At 72.6% G+C, this 20,738-nt stretch carries 24 protein-coding genes; 10 read left to right on the forward strand and 14 right to left on the reverse strand.

Translation table 11 applies throughout. The features are described from left to right. Nucleotides 1-89 precede the first annotated feature (89 nt). Nucleotides 90-1,247 (forward strand): alpha-hydroxy-acid oxidizing protein, encoded by a 1,158-nt coding sequence (locus QJS33_RS11905; protein WP_306367990.1) that lies wholly within the window; start codon nt 90-92, stop codon nt 1,245-1,247. A 61-nt stretch (nt 1,248-1,308) separates the two neighbouring features. Continuing rightward, a complete protein-coding gene (locus QJS33_RS11910; protein ID WP_306367991.1) occupies nt 1,309-2,238 on the forward strand; it encodes a ribonuclease Z in 930 nt (309 codons plus the stop codon). Nucleotides 2,239-2,242: 4 nt separating this feature from the next. On the opposite strand, the gene QJS33_RS11915 is transcribed toward QJS33_RS11910, so the two are convergent. The 5 genes from QJS33_RS11915 to QJS33_RS11935 all read right to left on the reverse strand — a co-directional run bounded on the left by QJS33_RS11915 (nt 2,243) and on the right by QJS33_RS11935 (nt 6,915). After that, entirely contained in the window at nt 2,243-3,262 is a 1,020-nt protein-coding gene (locus tag QJS33_RS11915; RefSeq protein ID WP_306367992.1) for an aminotransferase class V-fold PLP-dependent enzyme, read from the reverse strand. Nucleotides 3,263-3,271: 9 nt separating this feature from the next. Next, the gene (locus tag QJS33_RS11920; RefSeq protein WP_306367993.1) at nt 3,272-4,246 is read right to left on the reverse strand and encodes a phosphotransferase; all 975 of its coding nucleotides are present in this window, start codon (nt 4,244-4,246) and stop codon (nt 3,272-3,274) included. Nucleotides 4,247-4,583: 337 nt separating this feature from the next. After that, nucleotides 4,584-5,495 carry a DMT family transporter gene (locus tag QJS33_RS11925; RefSeq protein ID WP_306367994.1) on the reverse strand — a complete coding sequence of 304 codons (912 nt, stop codon included), beginning with the start codon at nt 5,493-5,495 and terminating at the stop codon, nt 4,584-4,586. Between the two features lie 9 nt (nt 5,496-5,504). Continuing rightward, complete coding sequence (locus QJS33_RS11930; protein WP_306367995.1) at nt 5,505-6,206, reverse strand: helix-turn-helix transcriptional regulator; 702 nt, start codon at nt 6,204-6,206, stop codon at nt 5,505-5,507. 43 nt (nt 6,207-6,249) lie between these two features. Then, nucleotides 6,250-6,915: a hypothetical protein gene (locus QJS33_RS11935; RefSeq protein WP_306367996.1), complete on the reverse strand. Its 666-nt coding sequence runs from the start codon at nt 6,913-6,915 to the stop codon at nt 6,250-6,252. Nucleotides 6,916-7,044: 129 nt separating this feature from the next. Here QJS33_RS11935 and QJS33_RS11940 point away from each other — a divergent pair, with 129 nt between their 5' ends. Continuing rightward, nucleotides 7,045-7,779, forward strand: a complete 735-nt coding sequence (locus QJS33_RS11940; RefSeq protein ID WP_306367997.1) for a trans-aconitate 2-methyltransferase — start codon at nt 7,045-7,047, stop codon at nt 7,777-7,779. Here the strand turns inward: QJS33_RS11940 and QJS33_RS11945 are convergent. Together QJS33_RS11945 and QJS33_RS11950 are read right to left on the reverse strand one after the other, a co-directional pair. Next, entirely contained in the window at nt 7,776-8,162 is a 387-nt protein-coding gene (locus QJS33_RS11945; RefSeq protein ID WP_306367998.1) for a pyridoxamine 5'-phosphate oxidase family protein, read from the reverse strand. The two genes, QJS33_RS11940 and QJS33_RS11945, sit on opposite strands and share 4 nt — an antisense overlap. A 77-nt stretch (nt 8,163-8,239) precedes the next feature. After that, entirely contained in the window at nt 8,240-8,551 is a 312-nt protein-coding gene (locus QJS33_RS11950) for a hypothetical protein (protein WP_306367999.1), read from the reverse strand. Nucleotides 8,552-8,669: 118 nt separating this feature from the next. Between QJS33_RS11950 and pip the strand changes: the two genes are divergently transcribed. Continuing rightward, a complete protein-coding gene (gene pip, locus QJS33_RS11955; protein ID WP_306368000.1) occupies nt 8,670-9,602 on the forward strand; it encodes a prolyl aminopeptidase in 933 nt (310 codons plus the stop codon). An 18-nt stretch (nt 9,603-9,620) separates the two neighbouring features. On the opposite strand, the gene QJS33_RS11960 is transcribed toward pip, so the two are convergent. Together QJS33_RS11960 and QJS33_RS11965 are read right to left on the reverse strand one after the other, a co-directional pair. Next, nucleotides 9,621-10,274: a response regulator transcription factor gene (locus tag QJS33_RS11960; RefSeq protein ID WP_306368001.1), complete on the reverse strand. Its 654-nt coding sequence runs from the start codon at nt 10,272-10,274 to the stop codon at nt 9,621-9,623. Next, the gene (locus tag QJS33_RS11965; RefSeq protein WP_306368002.1) at nt 10,274-11,473 is read right to left on the reverse strand and encodes a sensor histidine kinase; all 1,200 of its coding nucleotides are present in this window, start codon (nt 11,471-11,473) and stop codon (nt 10,274-10,276) included. The genes QJS33_RS11960 and QJS33_RS11965 overlap by 1 nt, the downstream gene beginning before the upstream one ends. A gap of 135 nt (nt 11,474-11,608) precedes the next feature. Here QJS33_RS11965 and QJS33_RS11970 point away from each other — a divergent pair, with 135 nt between their 5' ends. Both QJS33_RS11970 and QJS33_RS11975 read left to right on the forward strand, forming a co-directional pair. Further along, nucleotides 11,609-11,926 (forward strand): SHOCT domain-containing protein, encoded by a 318-nt coding sequence (locus QJS33_RS11970; protein ID WP_306368003.1) that lies wholly within the window; start codon nt 11,609-11,611, stop codon nt 11,924-11,926. A 112-nt stretch (nt 11,927-12,038) separates the two neighbouring features. After that, a complete protein-coding gene (locus tag QJS33_RS11975; protein WP_306368004.1) occupies nt 12,039-13,013 on the forward strand; it encodes an adenosine deaminase in 975 nt (324 codons plus the stop codon). A 40-nt stretch (nt 13,014-13,053) separates the two neighbouring features. Here the strand turns inward: QJS33_RS11975 and QJS33_RS11980 are convergent, their stop codons facing one another. Continuing rightward, nucleotides 13,054-14,022, reverse strand: coding sequence for a DUF2332 domain-containing protein (locus QJS33_RS11980; protein WP_306368005.1), 969 nt, complete (start codon nt 14,020-14,022; stop codon nt 13,054-13,056). 335 nt (nt 14,023-14,357) lie between these two features. After that, nucleotides 14,358-15,317: a GlxA family transcriptional regulator gene (locus tag QJS33_RS11985; protein ID WP_306368006.1), complete on the reverse strand. Its 960-nt coding sequence runs from the start codon at nt 15,315-15,317 to the stop codon at nt 14,358-14,360. A 145-nt stretch (nt 15,318-15,462) separates the two neighbouring features. On the opposite strand from QJS33_RS11985, the gene QJS33_RS11990 reads away from it, so the two are divergent. Further along, nucleotides 15,463-16,176, forward strand: coding sequence for an ABC transporter ATP-binding protein (locus QJS33_RS11990; RefSeq protein WP_306368007.1), 714 nt, complete (start codon nt 15,463-15,465; stop codon nt 16,174-16,176). A gap of 11 nt (nt 16,177-16,187) precedes the next feature. Next, nucleotides 16,188-16,679 (forward strand): redox-sensitive transcriptional activator SoxR, encoded by a 492-nt coding sequence (gene soxR / locus QJS33_RS11995; protein ID WP_306368008.1) that lies wholly within the window; start codon nt 16,188-16,190, stop codon nt 16,677-16,679. A 50-nt stretch (nt 16,680-16,729) separates the two neighbouring features. Here soxR and rnhA read toward each other — a convergent pair whose 3' ends face one another. The 3 genes from rnhA to QJS33_RS12010 form a co-directional block, all read right to left on the reverse strand. Continuing rightward, nucleotides 16,730-17,185: a ribonuclease HI gene (rnhA, locus tag QJS33_RS12000; protein ID WP_306368009.1), complete on the reverse strand. Its 456-nt coding sequence runs from the start codon at nt 17,183-17,185 to the stop codon at nt 16,730-16,732. 261 nt (nt 17,186-17,446) lie between these two features. Further along, nucleotides 17,447-18,106, reverse strand: a complete 660-nt coding sequence (gene def / locus QJS33_RS12005; protein ID WP_306368010.1) for a peptide deformylase — start codon at nt 18,104-18,106, stop codon at nt 17,447-17,449. A 93-nt stretch (nt 18,107-18,199) separates the two neighbouring features. Continuing rightward, nucleotides 18,200-18,643 (reverse strand): SMI1/KNR4 family protein, encoded by a 444-nt coding sequence (locus QJS33_RS12010; RefSeq protein ID WP_306368011.1) that lies wholly within the window; start codon nt 18,641-18,643, stop codon nt 18,200-18,202. Between the two features lie 217 nt (nt 18,644-18,860). Between QJS33_RS12010 and QJS33_RS12015 the strand changes: the two genes are divergently transcribed. Together QJS33_RS12015 and QJS33_RS12020 are read left to right on the forward strand one after the other, a co-directional pair. After that, nucleotides 18,861-20,129 (forward strand): sensor histidine kinase, encoded by a 1,269-nt coding sequence (locus QJS33_RS12015; RefSeq protein ID WP_306368012.1) that lies wholly within the window; start codon nt 18,861-18,863, stop codon nt 20,127-20,129. Continuing rightward, a complete protein-coding gene (locus tag QJS33_RS12020) occupies nt 20,081-20,728 on the forward strand; it encodes a response regulator transcription factor (RefSeq protein WP_306368013.1) in 648 nt (215 codons plus the stop codon). Before QJS33_RS12015 ends, QJS33_RS12020 begins: the two co-directional genes overlap by 49 nt. Nucleotides 20,729-20,738: the final 10 nt, after the last annotated feature.

Genomic DNA, 20,738 nt, shown 5'->3' on the forward strand with positions numbered 1-20,738 from the left:
CGGACCCGCCCGCCCCACTCTTGACACATCGGCATGTCAACTTGCAGGCTGTGAGCCACATCACCCCCCTGCCGCGAACAAGGACCACCATGAGCCCGCGCTACGGCGACTACCAGCTGGAGATCTACCTCAACGGCCTCACCGGCGTCGTCCCCGACCACCCGATGACCTTCACCGACCTGGCCGAACGCGCCCACCGCGCCCTGCCCCCCGGCATCTGGTCCTACGTCGCCGGCGGCGCCGGCGACGAGCACACCCAGGACGCCAACGCCGCCGCCTTCACCGACTGGGGCCTGTACCCGCGCATGTTCGTCGGCGCCGCCGAACGCGACCTGTCGGTGGACCTGTGCGGCATCACCCTGCCCTCACCCCTGCTCATGGCCCCCGTCGGCGTCATCGGCCTGTGCTCCCAGGACGGCCACGGCGACATCGCCACCGCACAGGCGGCCGCCGCCACCGGGGTGCCCATGATCGCCTCCACCCTCACCCAGGACCCCATGGAGCAGGTCACCCCCCACCTGGGCGACACCCCCGGCCTGTTCCAGCTCTACACCCCCACCGACCGCGACCTGGCCGCCAGCCTGGTACACCGCGCCGAACAGGCCGGCTTCAAAGCCATCGTCGTCACCCTGGACACCTGGGTCACCGGATGGCGGCCCCGCGACCTGGCCACCGCCAACTTCCCCCAACTGCGCGGCCACTGCCTGGCCAACTACACCTCCGACCCCGTCTTCGCCGAAATCGTGGGCCCCGACCCCGCCCCCGACCAGGTGGTGGCCACCTGGGCCGGACTCTTCGGCAACCCCCTCACCTGGGACGACCTGCCCTGGCTGCGCTCCCTCACCGACCTGCCCCTCATCGTCAAGGGCATCTGCCACCCCGACGACGCCCGCCGCGCCGCCGCCGAAGGCGTCGACGCCATCTACTGCTCCAACCACGGCGGCCGCCAGGCCAACGGCGGCATCCCCGCCCTGCACTGCCTGCCCGAGGTCGCCGCCGCCACCGACCTGCCCGTCATCTTCGACTCCGGGGTGCGCTCGGGCACCGACATCGTCAAGGCCCTGGCCCTGGGCGCCACCGCCGTCGCCGTGGGCCGCCCCTACGCCTACGCCCTGGCCGTGGGCGGCGTCCCCGGCCTGGTGCACACCCTGCGCGCACTGCTGGCCGAGGCCGACCTGCTCATGGCCGTCAACGGCTACCCCACCCCCGCCGACCTCACCCCCACCGCCCTCAAACGCCTGCGCTGACCCCCGGCCCCCGGCCGAAGAACATGCGGCCCGGGCCGGGACACCGTGGCAGGATGCACCCATGTCGGCACGCGAACTCATCGTCCTGGGCACCTCCAGCGCGGTCCCCACCCCACGGCGCAACCACAACGGCTACTTCCTGCGCTGGGACACCCACGGCATCCTCTTCGACCCCGGCGAGGGCACCCAACGCCAGATGCGCACCGCGGGCCTGTCGGCCACCGACATCACCCGCATCTGCATCACCCACTTCCACGGCGACCACAGCCTGGGCCTGCCCGGCATCATCCAGCGCATCGCCCGCGACCAGGTCCCCCACCCCGTCCCGGTGGCACACCCCGCCGCCGGCGCCGACCACTTCGAGCGGCTGCGCCACGCCACCGCCTTCCACGACACCGCCCGCATCGTGCCCCAACCCGTCACCGGGGACGGCGCCTGCCCCCTGGGCGAACCGGACCTGCACATCACAGCGCTGCCCCTGACCCACTCCCTGCCCTGCTACGGGTACCGGATCGCCGAACCCGACGGGTGGCGGATGCTCCCCGACCGGCTCGCCGCCCACGGCATCACCGGCCCCCTCATCGGACTCCTGCACCGCCAGGGCCGGGTCACCGCCCCCGACGGGCACCGGGTGGAACTGGCCGACTGCGCCGAACCCCGGCCCGGGCAGGTCATGGCATTCGTCATGGACACCGCCCCCTGCCCCCAGGCCGTCGAACTCGCCCGGGACGCGGACCTGCTCGTCATCGAGTCCACCTACCTGGACTCCGAAGAACACCTGGCCGCACCCTACGGCCACCTCACCGCCCGCCAGGCCGGCCGCATCGCCGCCCAGGCCCGGGCCCGGTCGGTGGTCCTGACCCACATCTCCGAACGCTACGGCGCCGACGAGGACCCGCTCTTCACCGCCCAGGCCGCCGAAGAGTTCGACGGACCCCTCACCCTGGCCCAGGACCTGGACCGCATCACGGTGCCCGCCCGCACCCGCTGACCGCCTACGCCAACGCGGCGACGGCCCGGTCCACGTCGTCCTCGGTGTTGTACAGGTGGAACGACAACCGGGTACGGCCCGCCCGCACGGTCGTGGCGATCCCCGCCGCCGCCAGGCGCTCGTGCGCCCCCGGCAGATCCACCGACACGATCGCCGAACCGCCCGGACCCCACCCCAACCGGGCCCGGAACCGGTCCGCCAACCCCACATTGTGGGCGTGCACCTTGTCCACCCCCACCCCCAACAGCACGTCCAACGACGCCACCACCGCGGTGTGCGCCACCCAATTCGGCGAGGTGTCGAACCTGCGCGCACCCGCCGCGGGCACGAACCGGTCCACGAACAGGGCGGCCGGGTCCGCCGCCGCGGCCGGCCCCGCACCGGGGACCACGGCCATACGCTCCTGCAACGCCGGCGCCAGGTAGGCGTACCCCAGACCGCGCGGCGTCATCAGCCACTTGTAGGCGGCACCCACCAGCGCGTCGAAACCGGACGCGTCCAGGGGCAGCCACCCGGCCGCCTGCGTGGCGTCCCCCACCACCAGCGCCCCCACCCCCCGCGCGGCCGCGGCGATGTCGGCCACCGGCGCCACCGCCCCGGTGCCCGGGTGCACGACACTGAACGCCACCGCGTCGCACCCCTCACCGGCCGCCGCCGCCAACCGGTCCAAGGGCACGGTGCGCACCCGCACCCCCCGGGCCTGGAAGGGGAACAGCACCGACGCGAACTCCCCCTCGGGGACGAGCACCGTCGCCGACCGGGGCAGGGACGCCGCCAGGGTGCCCAACAGCTGGGAGGTGGCCGCACCCAGGGCGATATCGCCCCCGGGCACACCCAACAAGGCGCCCAGACGCCGACGGGCCTCCCGGGTGGTGCGCCCCCACCGGGCGGGGTCGCCGGTGGCCGTCGCCCAGGAGTCGAGGTGCTCTGCCAGCGCGGCCCGGGTGGTGGCGGGCGGAATACCGTACTGGGCGGTGTTGAGCCAGACGGTGTCGGTGTCCCACAAGTGGCGCAGATCGTCCATCCCCCCGTCCTACCACCCGCCCCCGCGCCCGCCCGGGGCCAGGGCCCGCCCCAGGGCGCGTTCGGCGATGGCCGCCATCACCTCACGGTCGGGCGCCGCGGGGTCGGCCAGGTACCGCAACGGCCCGGCGACCAGCGACAGGTCCATCGCCAACGCGTACAACCCCATCCGGTGCGGGTCCAACGGCCGGGTGGCCAGGCGCCGGTGGTCGGCGAACCGCAACCGCAGGAAGGCGTGCTCCCACTCGTGGTCGAACCACATCAGCCCCTCGATGTCGATGAGGGCGCCCTGCCCGTCGGCGGTGGCCAGGACGTGGTCGGGCCCCAGCTCCCCGTGGATCAGCGAGTACCCGCCCGGACGGGGCTCGATGAGTGCCGCCCGGGCGTGCAGCTCCCCCTCCAACGCCGGGCGGGCCGCCTCCACCCGAGCGTCCAGCCGGGCGGCCTCGGCCAGGTCCGCCAACGCCCGGGCCAGGACCGCCTCGTGACAGGACGCGGCGGCGGGGGCGCCCCCGCCCGCCAGATGGGCGACCCTGCCGAAGGCGGGGTGGGTGCGCCCGTGCAGGACGCCCAGGGTCGCGGCCAGGTGCTCCAGCACCGGCGCGGCCCGCCCCGGGTCGGTGCCCAGCAGATGCTCCAGGGTGGGACCGGCGTCCTCCACCACCGCCAGCGCCCCACCGGGGCCCTCCTCCTCCAGGGCGTACAGGGCGGGCACCCGCACCCCCGCCTCGGTGAGCAGCACGTGCGCCGCCGCGAACAGCCCCGGCCCCGAGGCGTGGGAGAAGGGGTCGGCCGGATCGGGCGGCCCCTGCCCGGCGGGCCAGCGGTCGTGGTCGGGGTGCCACCGGTAGGCGACCACACGCGAACCGTCCGCCAGGACCACCCGCCACACCCCCTTCTTGGTGCCGCCGCGCAGCACCTGCACCTCCCGGGCGGGGCGGGCATCGCCCACCAGGGCGGGAACGGCACTCGCCAGGGACCTCAACGGGACACCTCATTCCTGCGACAGGGGGAACACATCCTGCCACCCCATGACCGCTCGTCCGCCCCGCCCCTACCGACGCAATGACCGCACACGACCGCCCGGCGGCCCCGTCGGAAAGACACCCGGCACAACGACACCGCACCGGTGCGCCCCGGCCCCTCATCCCGCTCGGCCGGGTCGGCGCGGGCCACCACCTGCTCACCGGGCTCCGGACCGCCGTCGACGAGGCCGACACCACCGGCGGCATCAACGCCCGCCCTGGAACCCGTCGTCCGCGACACCACCACCCCCGCCCGGGCGTGCGGCTCCCCCTCCAACGCCGGGCGGGCCGCACCGGTCAGCGCGACACCGGACCCGGCTCGCCGACCACCGGACGCGGCACCGACCGCCGCCGCGAGAGCGCCACCCCCACCAGGCACAACACCCCGCCCACCAGACCACCCGCCGTGGGCACCTCACCCAACAGCGCCCACGACAACACCACCACCAGCGCCGGAACCAGATACGTGGTCGCACCCAACCGCGCCGCACTCATGTGCGACAGGGCGAACCCCCACGTGGTGAACGCGACCGCCGTGGGGAACACCCCCAGGTACACCACGTTCGCACTCGCCCACCACGGCGCCACCGCGGCCTCGGCCACCAGCACCGGGGCGAAGGGCAGGCACGCCACCGCCCCGACGATGCACCCCCACCCCGCCACCTGCAACGGGCTCGCGTGCGCCAGCGCGGGCTTTTGCGCCACCACCCCGACCGCGTAGGTCACCGCCGCCACCAGGCACAGCACCACACCCGTCCAGGTCACATGCCCGGGCCCGGCCGTGGTCAGCCCCACCACCGCCGCACCCGCGAACGCCACCGCACCGCCCACCACCAGCCACACCGTCAACCGCTCACCCAGCCACGCCACGCTCAACAGCGCGATCAGCACCGGCCCGATGTTCACCAACAGGGCCGCGGTCCCGGCGTCGACCTCCCGCTCACCCCAGTTCAACGCCACCATGTACACCCCGAACCACAACAGCCCCGAGCACACGATCCCCGGCCACGCCGCCCGGGCCGGCCACCCCGACCGGGTCACCAGCAGCAGGGCGCCCAGCACCAGCGCCCCGGCCAACAACCGCCCCAGGGCCAACGCCCCGGGGGAGTAGAACCCACCGGTGATCCGGATGGACACGAACGCCGACGCCCACAACAGGACCGTCACCCCGGCCGCCACCACGGCCGGAACAGGAGTACGAGAAGTCATGGAACGACCCTAGAAGGCGGACACTTCGTCCTCCGACGAAATATCCAGGACCGCACCCCACGCCCGGCGCCCGGCCCCGGTCACCCGCACCGCCCGCGAGGACCCCACCCGCTCACACCACCCCGCCGCGAACGCGTGCGCGCACAGCACCGCCCCGGCCGCCCCCGCCAGGTGGTGGCGCCGCTCGGTCCAGTCCAGACAGGCCCGCGCCAACGGCCGCCGCCCCCGCTCCGGCAACGGGGCGCCCAGATCCGCGAACCACGCCCGGCCCGCCCCGGTCACCCCCAGGTCGGCGGTGAGCAGCCCCCGCCCCACCATCGCCTCGGCCACCGCACACCCCAGCGCCCCGGCCAGATGGTCGTAACACGTGCGCGCCCGGGCCATCGCCTCCCGGGCACGGTGGGCGCGCAGGGTCGGCGCCGTCGTCGCAGCGGGTGCGGCCCGGGCGGCCAACGCCTCCACCAGGGCGGTGATCTCCCCGTCGGCCAGGGCCACGTACCGGTGCCGCCCCTGCCTGCGCTCGACCAGCACACCGCCACCGATCAGCCGCCCCAGATGGGCGCTCATGGTGGAGGCGCCCACCCCGGTGTGCCGGCACAGCTCGGTGGCGGTCCACGCCCGCCCGTCCGCCAACGCCAAACACACCCCGGCCCGGGTCGGATCGGCCAGCAGGGCCGCCAACGCGGCCGTCTCATGCGCGTGAGAGGACATACCACCAGCATCCCACCGGGACGGTTCGCCGGACGGCGAACCGTCAGCGCAGGAGCGAGCGCCCCGCCGGAGCCGACCCGAGGGTCTCCACCGGCGCCACCCGCCCCAACGCCTCGCGCCCGGCGCAGTGCGCACGAACCGCGTCCCAGTGCCGCCGGTGGGCGCCCTCATCCGCATAGGACACCACCACGACGGCGACATTCTCCCCGGTGCGCACCGGCAACCGCGGGAAGGTGCCGGGCGCCTCCTCCGTGACCAGCACCGCGAGCGGAGCGGGCCCCACCTGCCCCAGCACCGGCACCAGAGCGTCCCGCACCAGCGCCGGACCCGCCGCATCGCCCACGGGGAAGGACCACACGGTGACGGCGACGAACCGGCCCGGGGCCGGCGCCCCCACCCGCGCCCGCCCCGACGGATCCACCACCAGGCCCCCGCCCACCGGGCGCAACAGCAGGACATCGTCGGAGTCGACCATCGTGTCGTTGGCCGCGGGGCCGCTCGGCCCACACCGGACCCCCGTAGAACGCCTCCAGGCCCCGCCGGCGCACCCCCGCGGCCACACGAACCGGTCCGCATCGTCCAGGTCCCGGAACCGGCCCAGCACCGCCATCCCCACCGCCTCCCGGGTCTCGACGAACCCGGCGTCGAACAACCCGATGAGGTCCTCGCGCCGCCCCGGACGCAACGTGTACCGACGCAACTCGACCACCCGGGAGCACACCACGCCAGGACCCCTGTCCGCCATGCCGGGGCGGGGACGCCCCGAACACACCCACCGCAGGGGGACCGGTGTCGAAAACCCGATGCGCACCCCACAGACCCCGGACATACTCGGCGGATGCACAACCCCTACGACGACCCCGCCGTCGCCGCCCTCTACGACGCCTTCAACCCCTGGGCGGCCTGCGACGACTTCTACCTCGACCTCGTCATGGACGCCCCCGCCGCCCTGGACGTGGGCTGCGGCACCGGCCTGATCCTGCGCACCGCCCGCGAACGCGGCCACACCGGCCGCCTGGTCGGCCTGGACCCGGCCGACGCCATGCTCCAGGTGGCCCGCTCCCACACCGAAGAGGTCGACTGGATCCGCGGCGACCTGTCCACCCACACCTGGGAAGGCGGATTCGACCTGGCCACCATGACCGGCCACGCCTTCCAGGAACTCCTCACCGACACCGCCGTCGTCGACGCCCTCACCGCCATGCGCACCGCCCTGAACCCCGGCGGGCTGATAGCGTTCGAGACCCGCAACATCACCGCCCGCGCCTGGGAGCGGTGGACCCCCGACCACGCCCGGACCGGGACCCTGCCCGACGGCCGCACCGTCACCGACGTCCACGACGCCCGCCCCATCACCCCCGAAGGGCTGGTGACGTTCACCTCCACCACCACCGGCACCGACGGCCGAGAGATCCTGTCCACGGTCAGCACCCTGCGGTTCCTGACCACCGACCACCTGGACACCCTGCTGGCCGCCGCCGGGCTCGCACAGGTCGAACGCCACGGGAACTGGGACCGCACCCCCCTCACCCCGGCCTCGCCGGAGGTCATCACCCTGGCCCGCCCCACCTAGTCCGGGCGCACGTTCCCCAGAACGCGTTCGACGGTGACCTCGATGACCACCCGGGCCGGGTTGGGCCGCGGCTCCCGGTAGCGCTCGCCGTAGCGGCGCACCGCCTCCGCCACCCGCCCGGGGTCATCGGACACCACCGCCGGACCCTCCACCGTGCACCAGCGCCGCCCCTGCACCTGCGACACCGACACCCGCACCCCCGGATGCGCCGCCAGATTGCGGGCCTTGAAACTGCCCCCGTCGCAGATCACCCGCACCACACCCAGATCGGCGTCATAGGTGGCGCCCACCGGAACCTGGTGGATCGACCCGTCCGGCCGGGGCGAGGCCAGCATGCACAACCGGTGCTCACCCCAGAACTCCGCGAACCCGCCCTCACCCACACGAACCCCCCTCGTCTTGAGGGACCAGGATCCCACGCCCACCCCGCACGGCGACCGGACACCACCCGCCCCGAGGGTCAACCCAAAGCACCCGCCGCGGCCCGGTGCCGCAACCGGATCCGCACCGCCCGCTGCGCCACCGGATCCAACACCTGCACCACCGACGCCACCTCCGCGACCTGCACCAACGCCTCCGCAGCCCCCTCCACACCCGCCACCGCCACCACCAACCGCGCCAACCCGGCCGCATCCACGAACTCCCCCACCGGGGTACCCGCCAACACCCGCACCAGCACCCGCTCCACCGCCACCGGATCCACCTCACCGGCCTGCACCAACGCCCGCACCGCCTCACCCGGCGTCCGCGCCCGCTCCACCGCATCGCCCACCGCCGCGACCCCCTTCCCGCCCCACCCCGCACCCGGGGCACCTGGCACGGACCCTACGCCCGCCCCCACTCCTCTCGAACAGCGCTGAAATCCTGCCCCCCACCACAAGGAGCACCCCATGCCGACCCCGCACACCCACGGACACCTGCCCGTCACCGACGCCAACACCCTGTACTGGGAGGAACACGGCACCCCCGACGGGACCCCGTGCCTGGTCCTGCACGGCGGCCCCGGCGCCGGCGCCCACCCCGGACTCGCGAACCTCTTCGACCCCGACCGCCACCGCACCGTCCTGTTCGACCAGCGCGGCGCGGGCCGCTCCACCCCCGACGCCGGCCTGGCCTCAACAGACCTGGCCACCAACACCACCGCCCACCTCATCGACGACATCGAGGCACTGCGCACCGCCCGCGGCATCGACTCCTGGCTTGTGGTGGGCACCTCCTGGGGCTCCACCCTCGCACTGGCCTACGCCCAGGCCCACCCCGACCGGGTGCGGGCACTGGTCCTGGTCGCGGTCACCACCACCTCGGCCCAGGAGGTGCACTGGCTCACCCACACCATGGGCCGCGTCTTCCCCGAACAATGGGAGGCCTTCCGCGACGCCGCCGGACCCGGCGCCGACCCCCACCGCCTCCCCGCCGCCTACGCCCGCCTCCTGGCCGACCCCGACCCGGCCGTGCGCGAGGACGCCGCACGGGCCTGGTGCCGGTGGGAGGACACCCACATGGCCACCACCGCCGCCTTCACCCCGTTCCTGTCCACCCGCCCCCTGGACGTCCAGCTCCGCTTCGCCCGCCTGGTCACCCACTACTGGGCCGACCACGCCTTCCTCCCCGAACACCACCTGGTACAGAACATGGGCCGCATCGCCCACCTGCCCGGCGCCCTCATCCACGGCCGCCTCGACATCAGCGGCCCCGCCGACACCGCCTGGCACCTCTCCCGACACTGGCCCGCCGCCACCCTGCACATCATCGAAGGCGCCGGACACACCGACAAAGAACCGCACACCGCCGCCACCGAGGCCATCGACCGCCTCACCCGCTGACCGGACACCACCACCGCTTCACCGCACCAGACCCGCCCGGAACGCGAACACCACCAACTGCGCCCGGTCCCGCGCCCCCAACTTCACCATCGCCCGCGACACATGGGTGCGGGCCGTGGCGGGGGAGACCACCAACCGCCCCCCGATCTCCTCGTTACTGAGCCCCTCACCCACCAACCCCACCACCTCGCGCTCGCGCTCGGTCAGCACCCCCACGTCCACCACCCGCCCCACCGCCGGCCGCGAGGACGTGAACGCCGCCACCACCCGCCGCGTCACCGACGGCGACAGCAACGCCTCACCCCGGGCCGCCACCCGGACCGCCTCCAACAACTCGGCCGGATCCGCGTCCTTGACCACGAACCCCGACGCCCCCGCCCGCAACGCCTCGAACACGTACTCGTCCAGCTCGAACGTCGTCAACACCACCACCCGCACCCCCGACAACCCCGCGTCGGCGCCGATCTCCCGCAAAGCGGCCAACCCGTCCATGACCGGCATCCGCACGTCCATCAGCACCACATCGGGCACCACCTCCCGCACCACCGCCAACGCCTGCGCCCCATCGGCGGCCTCACCGACCAGCTCCAGATCCTCCTCGGCCTCGATCAGCACCCCCAACCCCATGCGCACCAGCGCCTGATCATCGGCCACCACCACCCGCACCACCATCACCCGTCCCCTTCCACCGGCACCCACACCCGCACCACGAAACCGCCCCGCTCCCCGGGCCCGGCCTCCAACTCCCCGCCCACCCCGCGGGCCCGCTCGCGCATCCCCGCGATCCCCGCCCCCTCACGCCACCCGACCCCGGGCCCCGGACCGGTGTCCACCACGCTCAGGCACACCCGCCCCGCCTCGAAGACGACCTCCACCCGCGCCGTCGCCCCCGCACCGGCATGGCGCAGCACATTGGTCAACCCCTCCTGGGCGATCCGCAACAGGGCATGGTCCACCGCCCCCGGCAACGGCACCGCCTCCCCCACCCGCCCCACCTCCACCGCCAACCCGGCCCGCCCCATCTCCTCCACCACACCCTCCAACCGGTCCAACCCCGCCACCGGCTCCAACACCGCACCCTCCTCACCCCGGAACACCGCCAGAGTGCGACGCAACTCCTCCAACGCCGACCGGCTGCTGTCCCGGATCGCCGCCAACGCCACCGCCGCCTGCTCGGGACGCCGATCCACCACGTGCAACGCCACCCCCGCCTGCATACTGATCACCGACAGGCTGTGCCCCACCAGATCATGCACCTCCCGGGCGATCCGCAACCGCTCCTCGTACCGGTGCCGGGCCACCTCCGCCTCACGCTCACGGGCCCGCCCCTGACGGCGGGCCCGCACGAACACCCCCGCCCCCGCCCACGGCGCCATCACACCCACCGCCACCGCCACCGCCGCCCACAGCGACCCGTCGACCAGCCCCCACCACGGCCGCCCCGCCCGCGACAGCACCCCCGCACCCACCACCAAGGGCAGCGCCCAGGCCAGGAACCGGCCCGCCTCCATACGGATCGCCGCGGAGAACACCACCAGAGCGCCCATCACCACCACGACCGGACCGACCGCCCCGGCACCGACCAGGAACACCCCCGCCCCGGCACCGGCCGCCACCAGCGCCACCGGCGGACGCACCCGCCGCACCGCCACCGCCAACACCAACAGGGCCACCCCGACCCACACCCCCCACCCCAGGGACACCTGCCCCCAGTCCGGCGGCGACCCGCCCGCCCACGGCGGCCCCGACCCGTCCCAACCCGACGACGCACCGTCCCGCCACACCGACCGGCCGTGCGCCGCCACCACGGCCGCCACACCCAGCACCAGACCCAGCCCGGCATCGACCGCGACCGTCCGCACACTCCTCATGGCACCGACCCTAGGCTCCACACCCGGACCGCGCATCGCCCCCACGACGCAGCCCCGCCTACGCACACCGACGTACACCCCGAGCCGCCCCAGGGGCGATGCCCGCGACCACCCCGCCCGCCCACAGTGGGACACATGAACACCGCAGCCCACCTCACCGCCCTGGCCGGCCACCCCCCGTGGGGGGACGGACCGCCGCCCTTCGCACCCCTGGGAGCACTCATGTTCTGCCTGCTGCTGATCGCCGCGGCCACCGCCGCGTTCCTCCTCATCCGCCGCCGCGGCGGCGGCCCGCCCCCGTGGGCCACCGGTCCCCGGCCCACCCCGCCCGAGCACGAGGCCCGCCGCACCCTGGCCGACCGCTTCGCCCGCGGCGACATCACCGTCGAGGAGTTCATGGAACGCGCCAGCGCCCTGAACTGGACCCCCGGCCAAGACGACACCAAGAAATAGCCACCCGCCCCGCGGCGCCCGTGACCTGCCAGGTCACGGGCGCCCCACCTGCGCCCACCCCGACACACGAAACCGGACGGAACACCACCGGGGGTGCGCCACCATGGTCTGCATGCCTCTTCCCAAAGCCGAACTGCACCTGCACATCGAAGGCACCCTCGAACCCGAACTCGCCTTCACCCTCGCCCACCGCAACGGCATCACCCTGCCCTACACCACCGTCGACGAACTCCGCGCCGCCTACGAGTTCACCGACCTCCAGTCCTTCCTGGACCTGTACTACGCCCTCATGGACGTCCTGCGCACCGAGGCCGACTTCACCGACCTCACCCGCGCCTACCTCACCCGCGCCGCCGCCCAAGGCGTACGCCACGCGGAGATCTTCTTCGACCCCCAGGCCCACACCGCCCGCGGCATCGACCTGGACACCGTGGTCAACGGCATCACCACCGCCCTGGACACCTCCGCATCCGACCACGGCATCAGCACCCACCTCATCCTGTGCTTCCTGCGCGACCGCCCCGCCGCCGAGGCCATGGACACCCTGAACGCGGCCCGCCCGCACCTGGACCGCATCATCGGCGTGGGCCTGGACTCGGCCGAGGTCGGCCACCCCCCGACCCAATTCGCCGACGTGTTCGCCGCCGCCGAGGACCTGGGGCTGCGCCTGGTCGCCCACGCCGGCGAAGAAGGCCCGCCCGACTACATCCGCCAAGCCCTGGACCTGGGGGTGGAACGCATCGACCACGGCATCCGCTGCCTGGAGGACCCCGACCTGGTGACCCGCCTGGCCGCCGACCGCACCCCGCTGACGGTGTGCCCGATGTCGAACGTGCGCCTGCGCGCCGTGGACACCATGGCCGACCACCCCCTGCCCGCCCTCATGGACGCCGGCCTGCTGGTCACCGTCAACTCCGACGACCCCGCCTACTTCGGCGGCTACGTCGACGACAACTACCGGGCCCTGGCCGAGCACCTGCACCTGGACGACGAGCGGCTGCGCACCCTGGCCCGCAACTCCTTCGAGGCCTCGTTCCTGCCCGCCGAACGCAAGAAGGAGCTCATCGCCCTCGTCGACGCCCACTGAAAAAAAGGGGGGTGGCGCACCCGCGCCACCCCCGGGCCGCTCAGGCCCAGGTGAGGGACTGGCCGTGCTCCCCGGCCCAGGCCACCACCCGCCCGTCCACCGCGATCGTCAGGTCCGTGGCCACCGGCGGCCGCGCCCCGGCCACGGCCGGCAGCACCGGCCACCCCTCGTACGACACCCAGTGCCCGGGCAGCTCCCCCATCAGCGCCGCGAACCGCTCCCGCCGCGCCGGGGACAGGTAGGTGAGCACCGCCCCGTGGAACACCACCGGCGTCACCCCCGCCGGAACCCGCGACACCAGGTCGGCGACGACCTCCATCAGATCCCCGGCCACGATCGGCGGCGGACCCGCCGCGGCCACCAGCGCCGCCGCCGCCCGCAACCGCTCCCGCCGCGCCGCCTCGTTGGTCCCGGGCCAGATCAGGCACTCCAACCACCGCACGTCCTGCTCGTCGGCGACGTCCAACGGGTTGAGGTCCACCCCGGCCCGCCAGGCCACCTCCACCACCCGATCCGGCACCGGCACCCCGCCCGAGGTCGCGCACTCCAACACCAGCGGCGAGTCACCGATGGGGTCGGCCCCGTCATAGGAGTAGGCGTACCGGTCCGGGTACAGGCACAACCCCGCCGAGGACCCCACCTCCACCAACCCCAGCGGACCCTCCAGGGTGGCCAGGACCGGGAGCAGGGCGGCACAGCGGCGCACCTCGTTGGTCTGGGTCATCCGCTCCAGCACGACCTTGCGCACCGGCTCCCAGTGCTCCACCACCCACGCCTTGAACCCCGCCCAGTCATCGACGGGGCCGTCCAGGAACCGCACCGCCCCCAACAGCAGGTTGGGCTGGCGCTTGTTCCCCTCCGGCAGGGTCGCCACCAGCCCCACCATGTCGTCGTCGGCGGCGAGCTCACGGGCGATCCGCGCATAGGAGGCGGCGCCCCCGGCCTCGTAGTGGTCCGCGAACCGCGTGAACCACAGCCGTACACGGTCGATCTCACCTTGCCGGTCCACACTGACCTCGCCTCGACAGGGGATAAGGGGTGACCCACTCATACCCATGACACCCGGACGGGCCACCATGACCCCCCTCACGGCCGACCCCACCCCCGGCACCGGCCCCGGACACCCCATAGGGGCCGATCGCGTCCAACGCCGCCACACCCCCGAACAGAACCACCGCCACCGACGGTGCCCCGCCCAATGGTGCGACTTCTCCGGCTCCCTCCTGACGAGCGCGCGTCGGCGGCGCCTTCCGGGGCGGCGTGCGCCCGCCTTCGGCACGACGACCTGCAACGACGCAACCGCACGCAAGCCACACCACAGGGGACGTGACCCCGCCGACCCCATCACACACCTTCCGCACCATGGAACCTGCTCCGATACCCCGCCGGAGAACACCCCAACGACCGCACGAACACCCGCCGCATCACCTCCGCCGACGCGAACCCGCTGCGCCGCGCCACCGCCTCCACCCCCAGCCCCGAATCCTCCAACCACCGCCGCGCCGCCTCCACCCGCACCCGCTCCACGTACCGGCCCGGCGTACACCCCACCTCCCGGACGAACACCCGTGCGAACTGGCGCGCCGACAACCCCACCCGCGCCGCCAACGCCTCCACCGACAGATCCTCCGCCGGATGCTCCACGATCCAGTGCTGCACCTCCCGCACCCGCGGACGCTGCGCCCACTGCGCCGCCAACGGCGCCGAGAACTGGGCCTGCCCGCCCGGGCGCCGCAGGAACACCACCAGGTGCCGGGCCACCGCCAACGCCACCCGCCGCCCCAGGTCCTCCTCCACCAGCGCCAACGACAGGTCCACCCCCGCGCTCACCCCCGCCGAGGTCAGCACCCGCCCCTGACGCACGAAGATCGGATCCGGGTCCACCTCCACCCCCGGGAACCGGCTCGACAACTCCGCACAGTGCGCCCAGTGCGTCGTGACCCGCAACCCCTCCAACACCCCCGCCCGCGCCAACAGGAACGCCCCCGTGCACACCGACGCCACCCGACCGGCCCGCGCGCACGCCCCCGCCAACCACTCCACCAGCGCCGGATCCGCCTCGCCCCGGGCACCCCCGCCCCCGGCCACCACCAGGGTGTCGATCCGCCCGACCTCCTCCAACGCCACCGACGGCACCAACCCCAACCCGCTGGAGGCGGTCACCGCACGCCCGCCCAGCGACCCCACCCGCACCCGGTAGTCCGCCCCCGGCGCCCGGGCCGCCTCCGCGAACACCTCCAACGGCCCCGTCACGTCCAGGCTCTGCACCCCGTCGAAGACGACGATCACGACCTCGTGTCCCATGCCCCCACCCCACCACCCGCCCGCCATGACCGCAAGATCGCACACCCCACGAAAAAGGACACACCCCGCGGGGGCGCCCCACCATGAGAAGAAAGACACGAACAGATAACGAGAACTCTCACGCGCCCGCGGCTATCACAGCCCCATGACACCCCACCACCACGAACGGACACCCGTGAGGCTCACCGACCGCGACCGGCTGCACCGCAGCCCCGCCACCACCGCACCCAGCGCCCGCCCCCTCGTCGAGTTCCACGACGTGTCCCACACCCCCCTGCTCTCCCACCTGGACCTGGCCGTCCACCCCGGCGAACACGTCGCCCTCATCGGCCTGCCCAAGGACCACACCACCACCCTCACCGACCTGCTCACCGGCCGCACCGCACCCGCCCACGGACACATCACCACCCGCACCGCCCCCCGCATCCACACCGCGACCCCCCACGCCACCCTCGCCCACACCATCACCGGCCGACCCGACCCCGACCCCGACGACCCCCACCTGCACACCGCCCTGGCCCACGCCGGCCTGCCCACCCCGCCCCCCACACCCCTGGCCGACCTGCCCGCCGACCTCACCCCCCGCATCCACACCGCCCGCATCCACTACGCCGACCTCACCGACGCCCACCTCCTCGTCCTCACCCACCCCGCACCCGGCGAACACCTCACCCCCACACCCACCACCGGCCTCCTCCAACTCACCGACCGCCCCACCCACACCCACACCGCAGACCGCATCCTCCTGCTCCACCGCGGCCGCGTCACCGAAACCGGCAACCACCACCAGCTCCTCGTCCGCGGCGGCGCCTACGCCCGCCTCTACGCCCTGCGCGGCACCCACCGCACCCGCCCCTAGACTTGACGACCGTGCCGCCCATCACCAAGGAACTCACCGTGGGGCAGGTCTCCCAACGCTCCGGCGTGGCCGTCTCCGCCCTGCACTTCTACGAACGCCAAGGCCTCATCCACAGCCGCCGCACCGCCGGCAACCAACGCCGCTACCGCCGCGACACCCTGCGCCGCGTCTCCTTCATCCGCGTCTCCCAACGCGTAGGCATCCCCCTGGCCCGCATCCGCCAGGCCCTGGACCGGCTGCCCGACAACCGCACCCCCACCCGCGCCGACTGGGCCCTGGTCTCCGAACAGTGGCGCGACGAACTCGACGCCCGCATCGCCCAACTCGTCCGCCTGCGCGACGACCTCACCGGCTGCATCGGCTGCGGCTGCCTGTCCCTGGACTCCTGCGTCCTGGTCAACCCCGACGACGAGCTCGCCGCCGACGGCTCCGGGCCGCGCCGCCTGCTCATCGCCGACGACCCCGAGGACCACCCGGACCCCGACCGGGCCGACACCTCCTGAGAACACACGAAAAGGGCACCCCGCGCCGGGGTGCCCCTCACCGGTGCGCGCTACCGCAGCGCGGCGGCCTCATCACGACCGCGCCGCGCCAGCTCATCGGCCCGCTCGTTGCCCTCGTCCCCGCTGTGCCCGCGCACCCACCGCCACTCCACGTCGTGCCCCGCGGCCACCTCGTCCAGCCGCTGCCACAGGTCCACGTTCTTGACCGGCTTCTTGTCCGCGGTACGCCACCCGCGCCGCTTCCACCCCGCCACCCACGACGTGATCCCGTTGCGCACGTACGACGAATCGGTGTACACCACCACCGGCACCGGCTTGGTCAGGCTCTCCAACCCCCGAATGGCCGCCATCAGCTCCATCCGGTTGTTGGTCGTCTGCTCCTCACCGCCGTAGATCTCCTTCTCGTGCTCCCCGTAGCGCAGCCACACCCCCCACCCGCCGGGGCCGGGATTGCCACTGCACGCCCCGTCGGTGTACACGATCACTTTCTGTTCCCCGTCGCTCATGCCGGGCAATCTACCGCCCCACGCGGTAACAAAAAGACCACACACCCCCCGAAAGGTGCCACTCGCGGTGCCAGAACACCCACTGGAACCCCGCACACCCCACAAATGGCCCTGAAAACCCACCAAAGGCACCCCCACCCCGGGCCACACCACCCACCGGCACGGAATCGAACAAAAAAACGAAAGAGGCCGCCGCCCCGACCGCACAAAAAAAGGGGCGGGAACCCCCACAGGCCCCCACCCCCGACAAGCCCCTCCAGGTCAGCCGGCGAACTCCCGCTCCAGCTCGGCCGCCCGCTCCACACGACGCGCGAACACATCGTTGGCCATCTCGTTCATCTTCTTCAACACCCGCTTGCGCTCCCGCGCCGACAACCGATCGATGTACAACCGACCCAACGTGTGATCGGTCTCATGCTGAAGGCACCGGGCGAAATACCCGCTCCCGCTCACCACCACCGGCTCCCCGTCCCGATCCACCCCGCGCACCGTCGCATGCTCCGCACGCCCCAACTCCGCATGCGGCCCCGGCACCGACAAACACCCCTCGCTCTCCACCACCACGGCATCATCGGGATCACGCTCGTCCAACACCGGATTCACCACATGCCCCACATGACGCACACCCTCATCATCAGGGCAGTCATAAACGAACACCCGCAGGTCCACACCCACCTGGTTCGCCGCCAACCCCACACCCTCGGCCGCGTACATCGTCACGAACATGTCATCGATCAACCGGTGCAGCTCCCCGCCACCCAGCATCCGAGCCGGCACATCCCGATTACGACGGTGCAGCACATCCTCACCCGTCACCGTGATCCGCCGCACCGAACCCCGCGCCGCCTCCGGCGCCAACTCCGGGAAGTCGGCCACATCACGACCCTGAACAACGGCCGCCACCCGCGACTCATCCGGCATAGGGGTCCCACTCTCACAACGCGATCACCGGCGGCGCACACCGCCGCACCACCCCGCAAAATAGCACGGAACCCCAGGTGGGCGACCACACGGTCAACGGAACCACGCATTGCCCTGCAACAGACACCGCGCCAGATAATCACGCAACGACACCACCACCAACCGGCGCCGATCCGTCTCGTGGTCCCACACCACCACCCCCGGACCATAGTCCGTGTGCACATAAGCGAACTGCGGACCCATGTCCGAATCCCCGAAGAAGATCATCTCGTCGAACGGCGCGTACAACTCCAGGTAATCCGGCTCACCCCGCATCGCCAGATTGTCCTCCACCAAACGCTGCGCACTCCACACCACCGCATCCCCGTACTCGTTGACCACACCGTCGGTCTCCCGCAGCAACGACGCCAACTCGAACGGCAACGGCAGCATCAAACGCTTCTCGACCTCGGCCAACGCCGCCTCATCGGCCGGATCACGAAGATCGGCCTCCGGATACAACTCCAGAATCAGTTCACGCCACACACCCACGATCATCACAGGTCATGCCAACACACGGGAAATCGTCGGCGGCGAGTTGCGCCAAAAACCCACACCCACCCAGCCCACAACCCACCCACAACCCACCGAACCACCCCGCACCCGACACCCCCGCACACCCACCACCAGGGGAGCCACCACCACCGACCACCCCACACCCGACACGCCACAATGGAACCCACCGCACACCAACGGAAGAGGACCGGCACCCACCATGGCCACCGCACACCACCACCGCGCAGGCCCCCTCACCACCCTCGCCTACCTCTTCCTCCTCCTCTCCCAGAACATCGCCGCCCTCCTCCTACTCCCCCTCGTCATCGCCTCCGCCGTCCTCTCCCTCGTCTGGATCGGCCTCCCCTTCATCATCCTCACCGGACACCTCCTGCGAACCCTCGCCGACAGCCAACGCCGCACCCTCACCCACCTCGACCACCACCGCCCCGTCCACTCCGGCTACCGCCCCCTACCCACCACCGGCATCAACCGCCGCGCCAGCATCATCATCACCGACCCCGCCACCTGGAAAGACCTCCTCTGGCTCATCACCGGAACCGTCAACATCCTCCTCATCGCCCTCCCCATCACCCTCATCGGCCACGGCACCTACCAAACCCTCCACGCCCTCAACCTCACCGGCAACACCCCCATCTACGGCACCTACACCCCCACCGACACCACCGAACACCTCCTCCTCCTCATCCCCGCCACCCTCCTCATCACCCTCGGACTCATCCTCGCCACCCCCGCCCTACGCCTCTACACCACCTTCAACCGCATCCTCCTCCAACCCTCCGAAAAAGCCCGCCTCACCGCCCGCGTCGCCCACCTCGCCACCAGCCGCGCCAACACCATCGACACCCAGGCAGCCGAAATCCGCCGCATCGAACGCGACCTCCACGACGGCGCCCAAGCCCGCCTCGTCGCCCTCGGCATGAACCTCGGCATGGCCGAACAGATCGTCGAACACGACCCCGCCACCGCCCGCACCATGCTCGCCGAAGCCCGCGAGACCACCCGCACCGCCCTCATCGAACTCCGCGACCTCGTCCGCGGCATCCACCCACCCGTCCTCGTCGAACGCGGACTCCACGGCGCCGTCCACGCCCTCGCCCTCACCCACCACCTCCCCATCACCGTCACCGTCACCCTCCCCGGCCGCCCCGCCGACCCCGTCGAATCCGCCGCCTACTTCGCCATCGCCGAACTCCTCACCAACACCGCCAAACACGCCGACGCCACCCACGCATGGGTCCACATCAACCACGGCAACGACCGCCTCGTCATCACCGTCACCGACAACGGCCACGGCGGCGCCGACGCCGCCCCCGGCAGCGGACTCGCCGGCATCCGCCGCCGCATCGACGCCTTCGATGGCACGATGAACATCACCAGCCCCGCAGGCGGACCCACCATCGTCACCCTGGAGATCCCATGCGCGTTGTCATCGCCGAAGACCTCGCCCTCCTCCGAGAAGGACTGATCAAACTCCTCCAAGCCCACGACTTCACCGTCGTCGCCGCCGTCGACAACGGCCCCGACCTCCACAAAGCCCTCACCGACCACCGCCCCGACGTCGCCGTCGTCGACGTCCGCCTCCCCCCCACCTTCACCGACGAAGGCCTCCAGGCCGCCATCTCCGCCCGCACCCAGATCCCCGGCCTGCCCATCCTCGTCCTGTCCCAACACGTCGAACAGCTCTACGCCCGCGAACTCCTCTCCGACGACACCGGCGGCGTCGGCTACCTCCTCAAAGACCGCGTCTTCGACATCGGCCAATTCATCGAAGCCGTCCGCCGCGTCGCCGCCGGCGGCACCGCCATGGACCCCGCCGTCATCTCCCAACTCCTCGCCCGCCAGGACACCCAGGGCCCCCTCGGCCAACTCACCCCCCGCGAACGCGAAGTCCTCTCCGAAATGGCCGAAGGCCGCTCCAACTCCGCCATCGCCGGACGCCTCTACATCACCGAAAAAGCCGTCAGCAAACACATCAACAACATCTTCACCAAACTCGACCTACCCCCCTCCTCCGACGACAGCCGCCGCGTCCTGGCCGTCCTCGCCTACCTCAACGGCCAATAGACACAACGAA

It is taken from the genome of Nocardiopsis sp. CC223A (assembly GCF_030766825.1).
Lineage (GTDB): Bacteria > Actinomycetota > Actinomycetes > Streptosporangiales > Streptosporangiaceae > Nocardiopsis.